General features: G+C 42.1%; 9 protein-coding genes. 7 read left to right on the plus strand and 2 right to left on the minus strand.

Annotated elements, in window-relative coordinates:
- Positions 1 to 6 precede the first annotated feature (6 nt).
- Positions 7 to 1,122 carry a hypothetical protein gene (locus HMPREF1535_RS06925; RefSeq protein WP_046145684.1) on the plus strand — a complete coding sequence of 372 codons (1,116 nt, stop codon included), beginning with the start codon at positions 7 to 9 and terminating at the stop codon, positions 1,120 to 1,122.
- Here the strand turns inward: HMPREF1535_RS06925 and HMPREF1535_RS06930 are convergent.
- The gene (locus tag HMPREF1535_RS06930) at positions 1,094 to 2,272 is read right to left on the minus strand and encodes a MalY/PatB family protein (protein WP_046145685.1); all 1,179 of its coding nucleotides are present in this window, start codon (positions 2,270 to 2,272) and stop codon (positions 1,094 to 1,096) included. The genes HMPREF1535_RS06925 and HMPREF1535_RS06930 overlap by 29 nt on opposite strands.
- Positions 2,269 to 3,135: a DUF3737 family protein gene (locus HMPREF1535_RS06935; protein ID WP_046146447.1), complete on the minus strand. Its 867-nt coding sequence runs from the start codon at positions 3,133 to 3,135 to the stop codon at positions 2,269 to 2,271. The genes HMPREF1535_RS06930 and HMPREF1535_RS06935 overlap by 4 nt, the downstream gene beginning before the upstream one ends.
- 604 nt (positions 3,136 to 3,739) lie before the next feature.
- Here HMPREF1535_RS06935 and dinB point away from each other — a divergent pair.
- From dinB to HMPREF1535_RS06965, 6 genes are all read left to right on the plus strand, one after another.
- Positions 3,740 to 4,831: a DNA polymerase IV gene (gene dinB, locus HMPREF1535_RS06940; RefSeq protein WP_262362563.1), complete on the plus strand. Its 1,092-nt coding sequence runs from the start codon at positions 3,740 to 3,742 to the stop codon at positions 4,829 to 4,831.
- Between the two features lie 39 nt (positions 4,832 to 4,870).
- Positions 4,871 to 5,464 carry an RNA polymerase sigma factor gene (locus HMPREF1535_RS06945; RefSeq protein ID WP_046145687.1) on the plus strand — a complete coding sequence of 198 codons (594 nt, stop codon included), beginning with the start codon at positions 4,871 to 4,873 and terminating at the stop codon, positions 5,462 to 5,464.
- Between the two features lie 71 nt (positions 5,465 to 5,535).
- A complete protein-coding gene (locus HMPREF1535_RS06950; RefSeq protein WP_046145688.1) occupies positions 5,536 to 6,525 on the plus strand; it encodes a FecR family protein in 990 nt (329 codons plus the stop codon).
- Positions 6,526 to 6,840: 315 nt separating this feature from the next.
- On the plus strand, positions 6,841 to 10,164 hold the full coding sequence (locus HMPREF1535_RS06955) for a TonB-dependent receptor (protein WP_087880813.1): 3,324 nt from the start codon (positions 6,841 to 6,843) through the stop codon (positions 10,162 to 10,164).
- Between the two features lie 4 nt (positions 10,165 to 10,168).
- Complete coding sequence (locus tag HMPREF1535_RS06960) at positions 10,169 to 11,731, plus strand: RagB/SusD family nutrient uptake outer membrane protein (protein ID WP_046145690.1); 1,563 nt, start codon at positions 10,169 to 10,171, stop codon at positions 11,729 to 11,731.
- A gap of 45 nt (positions 11,732 to 11,776) precedes the next feature.
- Complete coding sequence (locus HMPREF1535_RS06965) at positions 11,777 to 13,165, plus strand: sulfatase family protein (RefSeq protein WP_046145691.1); 1,389 nt, start codon at positions 11,777 to 11,779, stop codon at positions 13,163 to 13,165.
- The last annotated feature ends 94 nt before the right edge of the window (positions 13,166 to 13,259 follow it).

Below are 13,259 nucleotides of genomic sequence, written 5' to 3' on the forward strand. Positions count from 1 at the left end.
ATACGTATGAAACGAGTTATTATCAGCCTATTCGTATTTTTGCTAAGCAGTAATGCTTTTGCTTTTATTCCGGAAATCAAAACAATCCCGTTAAATGACGGAGAAGTAATTGAAGCCCGCCTGTGTTTACCGGATAATAAAGTGAAAACAATTGTCTTTTGTATTGCCGGAACGGGGCCGACTACCTATTTGACAAAGAGAACGACATTCAATTATTTTGATGAACTTGCGAACGGCTTTTGTGAAGAAGGAACGGCATTTTTTACCTATAACCGCCGGGGATGCAAAACAGGCGAAACTCCTCCTTTATTTGTAGAAGTGGATTCCGCAAAATATGCAAAATATACTCCTGTTCAGGAAGCTGAAGATGTGGAGACAATGATTTCATTCCTTCAAAAAGACCAACGCTTTACAGAATGCAAGATTCTACTTTATGGAATAAGTGAGGGTACTATTATTGCCGCGCTCGTTGCAGAACGAAAGGTCGTGCATATAGACGCTTTATTACTACACGGATATGCCCATGAAAATATGTATGATATCATCTTATGGCAAAATAAAGGACATGGAGTAATGATAATGGCAAACTCCGTTTTCGACAAAGACGGAGATAAAGCGATCAGTAAAGAAGAATATGAAACAGAGGAGGAAACAGTTATCCGGCATAAAACCTACATGTTTCAGAATATGCCATTTGATTCACTGGATATAGTAAAAAACGGCGTCATCGATATACATGACATTGAAAAAATGCGCATGCCGTTCCATGGAGAATTAATAAAAAGAATAACCAACAATGATTGGCTGTGGATTAGAAGTAATTACTTTAATATAACTCCCCAATGGTTTAAAAGCCATTTTAAACTTGAACCGAACAAAACAAGATTGTTACGACTACATATACCTATACATATTTTTCATGGTAAGGAAGATGCAAACGTGCCGGTAGAAGGTGTTTATGACTTACAGGAACGATTCGAAGTCTGTAATAAAACAAACCTGAACATACATCTTTTAGAAAACCACAATCATGATCTGAACTTTCAGGATTGGTTGATTCATAAAAAATGGTCTGAAGGATTTAGACTACTATTTAGTGTGGCAAAAGAATTATCTCTTTAAGGCCCCTCTTTAATCGGTCCAGACCGTCTATCAGCACCTGACGGGGGCAGGCTATATTCAGACGGATAAAACCTTCACCCGCCTCACCATACATGCTTCCTTCATTTACCCAAAGCTTTTCGTCTTTCAGAAGTATTTCCACTATCTCTTTCGAACGCCGTTTCAGTATCGAGCAATCCACCCATACCAGGTATGTGCCTTCCAGTATCACTACAGGGAATTCCGGGAGGTACTCATTGAAGTAGGTTTTCAGATAACTGTAATTTATCGCCAGATAATGTTTCAATTCTTCCAGCCATTCCTCTCCGTCGTTGTAAGCGGCCATCAGTGCTTCCACTCCGAACGGATTCACATCACAAACTTCGTTGATATTGATGGCTTTGTCTATTTTCATACGCATATATTCATCAGCCGAGATAATATTGGCAATCTGTAGTCCTGCCAGGTTAAATGCTTTGCTTGGAGACGTGCATGTGACGGAATGCATCAGGAATTCTTCCGAGATAGAAGCGAAAGGAGTATAGGTATGTCCCGGATAAACCAGCTCACAATGAATCTCATCCGCTATAACAATCACATCGTTGCGGAGGCAGATTTCACCGATACGTGTCAGTTCCTGCCGGGTCCAGACTCTCCCTGCCGGATTATGGGGGTTGCAAAGAAGTAACAGCTTTACTTTCGGATCAGAAGCTTTTTGCTCCAATCCGGCGAAATCGATACGGTAAGTTTCGTTTATATAAAGAAGAGGATTTTCCACTATTTCGCAACCATTATTGCGGATGGAAGAAAAAAAACAATTATAAACCGGGGGTTGTACCAGAATGCAGTCTCCCGGAACGGTGAGTGCCTTGATAACGGCTGACAATGCCGGTACGACGCCCGAAGTATAAATAATCCAGTCTTTTTCAATCTGCCAGCCGTGCCGCCGGGCAAACCAATCCGTTATTGCCTCATAATAAGCCGGAGGCACTTTTGTGTAACCGAAGATACCGTGTTCCACCCGTTTGCGCAGAGCCTCCACCACAGCGGGAGCCGTACGGAAATCCATATCGGCAACCCACATCGGCAGAACATCATCGTCGTGTGCCGTATCCCATTTGTAGGAATTGGTAGCACGCCGGGGAGTTATTTTATCGAAAACATATTTCATGCGCTGAAGCAAGTTCTGTTGTCCCATAATTTCAGTTCGCAGTCGGCAGGAGCTTTGATATTTCTATCAATGATGATCTCACCGTAACTCTCTGCCAGAATAATACCGGCACGCGGATTCTTCACGCTATGAACAGGACTGTTGATAGTGGCATCCACACTGCTATATTCAAAACACAGGTCGGCATCATCACCCATTATGCAATCCTCCATAATGAGATTATGGGCGTAACAGAGCGGTTGCGTACCTGAAATCTTACAGTTCACCAGCCGAAGATTGCGTGAATGCCAGCCTAGATACTCTCCATTCAGTTCTGAATCGTATACCGTTACATTTTCCGTATTCCAGAAAGCATCTTTCGAGTTGATAACGGCGTTGCGGATTTCCACATTTTTGCAGTACTGGAAAGAATAATTCCCATTCTGACTATAGTTCTCGATACGGATATCCTCACTGTGCATGAATAAATAATCGGCCTTGTCTATCTGTACATTTTTCAGTGCCACGTTGCGGCAATGCCACAGGGTTTCCAGGGCATTGGGAAGTTGTACATTTTCCAACCTGATTCCGTCCATTTCACGGAACATCTTCGGGGCCTCTACTACCGTATCCGTCATTTGGAGATTTTGGGAATACCACAGGGCCGCCCGTGCTCCCTCCGTAAAAAGGCAATTCTTTACAATAAAGCCATTAGTATGCCAGAAAGGATATTTACCTTCAAACCGGCAGTTCACGGCAATGATATTACTGCATTCTTTCAGTGCGGACTCGCCTGTATGAATGGTTACATTTTCCAGTTGCAAGTCGTGTGTAGCGAATAGAGGACGTTCGCCTCCGAATTCTTTGTTTTTAATTATTTCCATGATATAATATTTAATTGTTTCGTTATTCATTTTATAATTCCAGTCCCATTCAATAAGCATTGTCAAGATGTTTTAGGAGGATTATCTAACTATGTTGTTTCTACGTTGCAAAATTACGGGAAGAAAAAGACTTCCTTTGTAGATAAATTACAGACATCACTACCTCAATTACTGATTATCTCTTTATTCACGGAATGATATTCGCCTTTCACCCAATCCAAATCTTCCACAGTTACTTTTCACTGTCTTCTGAATTATTTTTCCGTTTCACATAAATAATCGTTCGACATATGTTCTTTATTCATTCGACAGTTATCGAATGATTATGCGACAGATGTTAAATACATAAAGAATAATTGTCGAATGAAAAGTTATTTTAAACCAATAATAACCATACGATTAAAAAGAAAATATATATATGTTTGCGACAGTATTAGAGACACCTAATTTTGTTTTTTGTAGGCTCTCATGTTCTTTTTGGTGTTCTTAACTAAAACAAACGCTTGAAAATCTGTAATTTAGCCAAAAGAAGGTTGTGTCCCTACGGTATCTCCTCCCTTTTACGTATCTTTGTTTAGGAAAAGGAGGTTATACGGAACGTAAAATCATACATATAGATATGGATGCATTCTATGCATCGGTCGAACAGCGGGATAATCCGGAGCTGCGGGGAAAAGCGCTGGCGGTCGGTTATTCGGAAGAGCGCGGCGTGGTTGCCGCGGCCAGTTATGAGGCACGTAAATACGGTGTCCGTTCCGCCATGTCGTCACAAAAAGCCAAGCGCTTATGTCCTCACCTGATTTTTGTGCCGGGCAGAATGAGCGTATATAAAGAAGTTTCTTCACAAATCCACGAGATTTTCCATGAGTATACGGATATCATCGAACCGCTTTCGCTGGATGAAGCCTTCCTCGATGTGACGGAAAATAAAAAGCAAATCCCCCTGGCGGTCGACATTGCCAAAGAAATCAAGCAACGGATAAGGCAAGAACTGCATCTGGTCGCCTCCGCCGGTATTTCATACAATAAATTCCTGGCTAAAATCGCCTCCGATTACCGTAAGCCGGACGGCCTTTGCACCATCCATCCGGCTCAGGCACTCGACTTTATCGCCCGGCTACCCATTGAGTCATTCTGGGGTGTGGGTCCGGTCACTGCCAAAAAAATGCACACATTAGGCATTCATAACGGTGCCGAATTACGGGACTGTTCGCTGGAAATGCTGAGCCGCCAGTTCGGTAAAGCAGGCAGTCTGTATTACGAATGTGCCCGGGGAATAGACCTTCGCCCGGTCGAAGCCGTCCGTATCCGTAAATCCGTCGGATGCGAGCATACATTGGAAAAGGATATTTCCCGTACCTCTTCCGTCATCATCGAGCTTTATCATGCCGCCACCGAATTAATCGGCCGCCTGCAACGGACAGGCTTCAAAGGGAACACACTGACATTAAAGATTAAATTCCATGATTTCACCCTGAAAACGAAAAGTATCACGCAACCCCATGAACTCACCACCCTGAATGATATTCTTCCCCTGGCCAAACAACTGCTCAGGGAAGTGGATTACGCAACCAACCCCATCCGGCTAATCGGCCTTTCCGTTTCAAATCCTCTGGAAGAGCGCGAGGAAACAGAAAGAAAAGAACGGTGGGAACAGTTAAGTTTGGAGTTCAGCGATTGGAAAGTTTCATATTAAAGCTATATTTGCACAGAAATCTAAAAGGGATACTATTATATGCACAAGCGGTTCCTCTCCATATCCGGGCAAACCGATGACGAGTTACTTATTCTTTTGCAAAAAGGAAATGAGAGGGCTTTTACTGCTATTTACGAACGCTACCACAAGCTGCTCTATGTGTTGGCATACAAATATTTAAAAGATAATGACACCGCAAAAGACGCTGTCCAGCAGATATTCCTGAAACTCTGGGAATCGCGTTCCCTGTTCAGCATCCATATCAACCTGAGAAACTACCTGTACACCATGTTGAAAAACCATCTCCTGAACGAGATACGCAACAACTACACCGCTCTGGAGAAGAATTACGAACTGGCACAGGAAACAATCGAATATGAAAACGAAATATTATCAAAACTTGAAGAGAAGGAAATGACCGAGCAACTGTACCGGGCCATCGACAGCCTACCGGAACAAAAGAAAGCAGTCTGCCTGTACAAGCTGAAAGACAGTTTATCCAATCAGGAAATCGCAGAAAAAATGCAGATCTCCATACCGACTGTCAAAACTCATTACTCGCAGGCTATCAAGCTGCTCCGTGAACATTTCGATAAGTTACTAATCCTATTACTCTCCTCTCTTTTCCCCTGAAAAGAAAAAAAGAGTAACAAACACTCATACCATCCACCCAGTTATGTGTCAATTAAGAAAACAGGAATAAAATGAAAGCACCAGATAAACATATCATCGACAGGACCCTCAACAACACGGCCACCCCGGAGGAAGCCCGCCAGGTAATCCGCTGGTTCTCCACACCCGAGGGTTCCCGATATTTATCGTCGCTAATGGATGAAGATATGGAAAAGATACAACCCGGCAGCGAAAAACTGTATGCAGAACGATCCATCCCTACAGACGAAATGTATCAGTTCATCATGAAGAAGATCCACTTACAACAAAGAAAACGATTCATTTTTCGTGCAGCCGCCATCCTTATACCGTTACTGTTGTTCCTCGGGCAATTCTGGTATATAGATAAGCATATCGATCTTTTCGCCGATTCCGGTTACGAAGAAATATATGTCCCCAAAGGTGAACGCATGCAACTGATCTTCCAGGATGGTTCCAAGGCGATACTTAATGCCGAGACACGCATCAAATACCCGAGGAAGTTCGGTTTCAACGAACGTAAAGTCGAATTGGAGGGAGAAGCCTTCTTCGAAGTATCTCCCAACAAAGACCGCCCGTTCATTGTGGATGTAAAAGATATCAATGTAAAAGTATTGGGTACGACATTCGATGTAAAAGCATACGCAACCGATCCGGATATCTTCGTTTCGCTGGAAACCGGAAAAGTAGCCCTAGCCAACAATTCCCGCCCGCTTGCTCATTTACAACCGGGGGAGAAAGCCACCTACAACCGCAAAACCGGTGTCTGCAAAATATCCCGGCCTGAAGATATCGGGCATAACTCTGCCTGGAAAAAAAATCAGATCGTATTCAATAATACGCCTTTATCCGAAGTCATCACGACCCTGTCCCGCTGGTACAACGTAGAGTTCGAAATGCAGGATTCCTCGCTGCTCTATTATAACTATACACTAACGTCCACAGATCAAAAACTGGAACAGATTCTGAAAGATCTTGAAAAAATAACACCCGTACAATTCTCTGAAAAAGAGGAAATTATAAAGATAAGAAGTAAAAAATAAATAATTTTACATATCCCACTCATACTTTTTTGTCCCTTGTGTGTCTACTATATAAAGACAAACAGGGACTAGTCGCCCTGTAAAGGATCGAGAAACTATCATATTGTTTAACCTATAAATAAAGACAAGCATGAACGACACAACATAACAGACTCAAAAAAATAACCGGAAATGTCCCCACATCCCCGGTTATTCGACGTACCGAAATTCAAATTAATTTCTAATACATAAATTCATTTCAAAAATATGAAAAAAAATAATCTGTGCCTTATCCCCAGGCACCTTTTAATATTAATTGAGAAAATCCCGAATGCAATGAAACTGACATTCTTATTTCTAGTCATCTCTTTGTTAACTTTTACAGCGGAGGCTTCCGCCCAAAGGGTATCCATCTCCCTCAATAACGTCAAGGTTGAAAAAGTGTTATCAGCCATCACCAAACAGACGGGACTTAGCGTTGCATACAGCAAGCAGATCGTCAACTTGGACAGAATAGTAAGTATCCAGGTGGAAGATGCCGATGTAGCCCAGGTATTGGAAAAACTTGTTGCTGATACCAATCTGAGTTATGAGATCAGAAACAATAAAATTTATTTGTTCAAAAAACAAACGACAACAACAGTACCCGCTATTACCCAGCAAAAAAAACAACTTTCGGGAAAAATAGTAGACCAAAACGGAGTACCCGTTATCGGAGCAAATGTATCTGTAAAAGGCACAACAACCGGTACTATTACCGATATCGACGGGAATTTTACGCTTGAAGTGCCAGAAAATGCAATCATTCAGGTATCTTATATCGGTTATATGCCTCAAGAACATCGTTTAAACGGTAAATATCAGTTGCATGTTACCCTGAAAGAAGATTCACAAACATTGGAAGAGGTAGTTGTTGTTGGATATGGGACGCAGAAAAAAGTGAATCTGACAGGATCGGTTTCTTCCGTCAAATTCGATGAAGAACTGGCGAACCGTCCGATTACCGATGCCTCACAGGTACTTTCCGGTAAAGTGTCGGGGGTATGGATCAGCCAAAATTCAGGGAAACCAGGAAGTGACGGTGCACAGTTGAGGATACGTGGCTGGGGGACGCTAAATAATTCAGATCCGCTGGTCATCATCGACGGCGTGGAAGGCGTATTCAGTCAGATCAATCCGACTGATATAGAAAGCATTACCGTCTTGAAAGATGCGGCAAGTGCTGCAATCTACGGGTCAAAAGCAGCCAACGGGGTAGTCCTGGTAACTACGAAAATGGGTAAGAACAATGAAAAGACCCAGGTAGAACTCAACTCATACGTCGGAATGCAGCAGCTTGGACGTCATTTTGATTTGGTGACAAACAGTGCCGAACATATGGATATGGTGAATCAAGCGTTGGTTAATAGCGGCGAGAATCCACTCTTCTCCGAAACACTAATTTCGGAATTTGCAGCAGGGACCGACCCTTACAAATATCCCAATACCGACTGGTACGATTACCTTTACCGGAATGCTTTGATTACGGGACATAATTTATCGATCCGGGGAGGATCGGAGAAACTTTCCTCCTTCTTATCATTGAACTATTTAAACCAGGAAGGAATTTTAAAGAATACCAAAGCAGAGAAATTCGGTATCAGGGCCAACATGGAATATAAAGTAAACTCCTGGTTCAAAGTGGGCGCCCGCTTAAATTATCAAAGAAAAAATTCTTACGAGCCATTCGACTTAGGACGCGTATCCCAGCAATTGGCAGGTGCAGCACCATTCATTGCTCCGTACACCCGCGATGGACGTTTCGGTTCAGTACAAGCTATTGAAGACAACGGGAGCTTATTATACGCACTTTATCAGCCGTTGATAGATGCCGCAAACGGAGAAAAGAAAACGACCAACGACTATATGTCTCTGAATGCCTTCGCAACCGTCAATTTCACAAAAGATTTGAATTTGCAGGTAACCTGGGCTTCCAACGGCATTTGGGTAATGGAAGACAAATATAACGAAACTATTTACGGATATACGGATTCCGGTATAGAGAGCTTGCCTAAGAATTATAATCTGGACGGTATAATATTAAGAAGAAGCCAGGAATCGAAAATGCGTAACAACTTCCATGCGACATTAAACTACAGCAAAAAGTTTGCAAACAAGCATTATGTTGCAGCCATAGCCGGTACCCAATTGGAAAATTACAGCATAAGAAACGTTATGGCCCGAAGAACAAATCCCCCTAAAGAAGGATTAACTCAGGTAGATGCCGGAACAGATGGCATTAAAGGAGAAGGGACTTTGAAAGGATTACGTATGGCCTCCTATTTCGGTCGGTTGAATTATGCCTTTGACGATAAATACTTGTTTGAAATGAATTTGAGAGCGGATGCCTCGTCACGTTTTAAACGAGGAAATCGGTGGGGTGTTTTCCCTGGTTTCTCTGCCGGATGGCGCTTGAGTGAAGAAGCATTTATCAGAAATCTGAATGTGTTTTCAAACTTAAAACTACGTGCATCCTGGGGACAATTAGGGAACCAAACCCTTAATGACGGCCAGTACTGGCCTTACCTGACCCTGATCACTTCCAATTTTGAGTCAAGTTACAATTATGGAGGTTCATTGGCTTCAGGATCTGCAGTCACCGCTTTAGTGGATGAAAACATTAGTTGGGAAACAACCTCTTCACTGGATATCGGCGTTGACCTTGGCTTTTTGAATAATAGGCTGAATATAGAAGCTGATTATTTTGATAAAAAAACGAAGGACATTATTGTTCAGTTGCCAATCCCCAACATACTAGGTAATAAAACCGCACCGTTTGAGAATGTAGGCAAGATGAATAATAGAGGGTTTGAATTAGTAGTTAATTATGATAACCTGGAAACGAATAAAGACAGACTCGGCTTTAATGTCGGATTGAATTTTACTTACGTTAATAACAATGTTACCAAATTCCAAGGAGGTAAATCGCCCGACCAGCTTTATTTAATCCGTGAAGGACATCCGTACAAAGCGCTCTACGGATATAAAGCAATCGGTATTTACCAATCGGATGAAGAAGCTGCCCAGCACATGCATAGCAACGGCTTTAAACCGGAAATGGGAAACCTGAAATATGAGGACATCAATAATGACGGGAAACTGGATTATCAGGATAAACAAGTCTTAGGAAACACTATTCCCAAAATCACTTATGGCATTACCGCCGGATTACGGTATAAGGGATTCGATTTAAACATCTTATTTCAAGGTTTAGGATTAGCAAATACATTAACAAAAAGCGATATGACCCGTTTGCGGTATGAATGGCTGACCATTACAGATTCGTGGAAAGACGCCTGGACACCAGAGAACTCGGGATCAACTATTCCTATGCTTCGATTCGATTCCTCATGGGATACATACGACTCCTCTTACTGGATGCACCGTATCGACTTCTTAAAATTGAAAAACTTACAAGTAGGGTATGAGATTCCGAGACAAATCACATCCATGCTAAAGATACAAAAGTTGTATTTGTATGCAAATGCACAAAATCTATTTACGATTATGTGGAAGAAAGGATATGAAGGATATGATCCGGAAAGAAGTACTTTCGATGCAGGGCAAGGAGTTTACCCTTCTCCGAGAATATTTACATTTGGTATAAATCTTAATTTCTAAAACAATGAAACATCTATTAATCTGCTGTTTATCATTTATATTGTGTATGCCTTTTACGGGATGTATGGACAACTTTCTCGATTTGTATCCCGAAGATAAAATCTCTTCTGCTAATTTTCCGGAGAATGAAGCGGAAGTAAAGCTCCTTTTAAACGGTGTCTATTCCCAATTACGCGAAACAACGGTTTTCGATCAGGGGTTATTTGGGTTTGGAGTAACCGATGGAGCCACTCCGAATGCCTTCAGTTGGGGTACAGAAGAAATCTTCAATAAATTAGGAGCAGGAAGACTAAGTTCCAGCGATGGTGGAATTGTCACGTATCGTTGGACAAGATGTTATGAAATAATCTCGCGTGCAAATTATTTATTATCGGTGTTAGACCTCGTCGAGATGCCGGCAGAATCTAAAAAGATGTATTCCGGAGAAACTCATTTTTTGCGCGGACTTGCTTATTCCATACTGGCAGAAACATATGGCGGCGTTCCTATTTTATTAACAACAAAGCTTTCTACGGAAGAAGCACGTAATTTGAAACGGGCCAGCGTGGAAGAAACCTGGCAGCAAGTGTTGGACGATTACGATGTGGCAATTACCAATTTAAGTGCAAATGCTCCGGAAAACGGACGGGTAACCAAAGGTGCTGCGTTGGGTTTGAAGATGAGGGCTTATTTATATCAAGGGAAATATAAAGAGGTTTTGGCTTGTGTCGAGCAAATCGACGCGCTCAACAAATACGGACTTTTCCATAGTTACGAAGGATTGTTCGATCCGGCCAATGAAAACAACAAAGAGGTATTGTTCGACATCCAATACATTGAAGGGCAGAATTCCCAAGGTACCTATCTCGACCAGTATTGCGGGACAGGTACCGGTAGCTGGACACGGGGAAGCCGCTATGTCCCTACAGACGATTTGGTGGAAGCCTATGAAACAATCGATGGTTCACCTATCGATCCGGAAAACCCATATGAGAATCGAGACCCTCGTTTACATTTCACGGTAGTACTTCCGGGGTCTTACATTCTAGGCCACCGTTTCCCTAATTATCTATATCCGGGAGGGGCATTTAATCATGCAGGCAACCGATTGAAACATTTAAGCACTCGAAAATACAGAATCCAAGATGAATCAAAACTTCCTCCTGCCGGACAGTCTTATATTAATGATATTGTTTTAAGATATGCAGACGTTTTGTTATCAAAAGCAGAAGCAATTATAGAGACAAACGGGAACGTGGCAGAAGCAATCGCCATATTGAACAGGATTCGTACGGAACGGGATGATGTGAAAATTTCATTGTTGCCGACATCCATGAGCCGGGAAGAAGCCCGTGAACGAGTAAGACATGAGAGACGAATAGAGTTGGCATTGGAAGGACGCTATTGGGCAGATGTAAGACGCTGGAAAATAGGCAAAAACTTGTATCCTCAGATAATTAAGGATCATAAAGGAAGTATCATCGAAACCAAATTCCCCAACGGGTATTTGGAGTATTATGATTTGCTTCCCATTCCTGACAAAGAACGCTCGTTAAATACCAAGCTGGAGCAAAATCCGGGCTGGTAAACAACCTTAACCGGATAAGTAAGCAGAACATTTAATTCTCATATTATGAATATATTAAAATTAGCATTTGTTTGTGCTGGCGGATTGATCGTAAACAACGGCACCGCTGAAACGAAAAAAGAAACGAAACCCAACATTATTGTCATCAACTGCGACGATATGGGGTATGGCGATTTGTCTTGTTTCGGAAGTCCGACAATTCAAACACCCAACTTAGACCAAATGGCTATAGAAGGACAGAAATGGACAAGTTTTTATGTCTCTGCATCTGTCTCTTCTCCCAGCCGTGCGGGATTTCTAACCGGACGTTTAGGTGTACGGACCGGCATGTATGGAAATAAATATAGAGTTTTATTTCCTAATTCACCCGGAGGTCTGCCTTCGGAAGAAGTGACTATCCCCGAATTATTAAAACAGGCTGGTTATCATACAGCTTGTATCGGGAAATGGCATTTGGGATGCTTGCCTGAATACATGCCTTTACGTCACGGTTTCGAATATTTTTACGGATATCCGTATTCAAACGACATGAGTCGTAGGGAAAAGGCGAAAATGGGGCATAAGAACTATCCCTACGAATACATGCTTTATGAACAGGAGAAAGTAATCGAGAAAGAACCTCAGCAAGAGGGACTAACTCAACAAGTCACAAATGCAGCCGTCCGTTATATAAAATCGAATACGGACGCTCCCTTTTTCCTATACATAGCACATCCCATGCCTCATATCCCGGTCTATGCTTCTGATGAATTTCAGGGGAGATCGGCAAGAGGAAAATACGGAGATACGATTGAAGAACTGGATTGGAGTACGGGGCAGATATTGCAAACACTCAAACAGGTAGGATTGGATAAAAACACGTTAGTGATTTTCACATCCGATAATGGTCCCTGGCTTTCGTACAAACAAGAAGGAGGTTCTTCCGGACCGTTAAAGGACGGCAAAGCCTCTATGTTCGAGGGAGGTTTTCGTGTGCCCTGTATTATGTGGGGGGCAATGGTGAAACCGGGAACTATTACCGATATGGGCAGTAGCCTGGATTTATTGCCGACATTTTGCGAAATGGCAGGAGTAACACTGCCTACAGATAGAACTTATGACGGATTAAGTTTACTTAATGTGCTCACCGACAAATCATCCTGCAAACGTGATGTTTTTTATTTTTATAGAGGGAATGATCTGTATGCAGTAAGAAAAGGAAAATATAAAGCTCATTTTTCATATAAATCAGCCTACGGCCCGGATGAGAAAATTGTTTACAAGCATCCTGTTTTATATGATTTGGGAACGGACCCGGAAGAAGTATTCAACATAGCGGATCAACATCCCGACATCGTAGCAGAACTGACGGCCTTGGCACAAGAGCATAAATCGTCATTTACTGTCGCAGAAAGTATTTTCGACAAAGAAATGACAGACCTTCGAAAACACTAAGATCAAATTCTTAACCGTGAAATAAAATGAGACTGCCTCATTCTATCTTGAGACAGTCTCATTTTCTCAAAGTTATCCCGTATATTTGCCATTA

Origin of the sequence: Parabacteroides goldsteinii DSM 19448 = WAL 12034 (genome assembly GCF_000969835.1) — a bacterium.
Classification (GTDB): Bacteria; Bacteroidota; Bacteroidia; order Bacteroidales; family Tannerellaceae; genus Parabacteroides; species Parabacteroides goldsteinii.

Coding starts and splice junctions, on each gene's coding strand:
- HMPREF1535_RS06965 (WP_046145691.1), top strand. CDS start 11,777: ATGAATATATTAAAATTAGCATTTGTTTGTGCTGGCGGATTGATCGTA.
- HMPREF1535_RS06925 (WP_046145684.1), top strand. CDS start 7: ATGAAACGAGTTATTATCAGCCTATTCGTATTTTTGCTAAGCAGTAAT.
- HMPREF1535_RS06930 (WP_046145685.1), bottom strand. CDS start 2,272: ATGAAATATGTTTTCGATAAAATAACTCCCCGGCGTGCTACCAATTCC.
- HMPREF1535_RS06950 (WP_046145688.1), top strand. CDS start 5,536: ATGAAAGCACCAGATAAACATATCATCGACAGGACCCTCAACAACACG.
- HMPREF1535_RS06935 (WP_046146447.1), bottom strand. CDS start 3,135: ATGGAAATAATTAAAAACAAAGAATTCGGAGGCGAACGTCCTCTATTC.
- HMPREF1535_RS06960 (WP_046145690.1), top strand. CDS start 10,169: ATGAAACATCTATTAATCTGCTGTTTATCATTTATATTGTGTATGCCT.
- HMPREF1535_RS06945 (WP_046145687.1), top strand. CDS start 4,871: ATGCACAAGCGGTTCCTCTCCATATCCGGGCAAACCGATGACGAGTTA.
- HMPREF1535_RS06955 (WP_087880813.1), top strand. CDS start 6,841: ATGAAACTGACATTCTTATTTCTAGTCATCTCTTTGTTAACTTTTACA.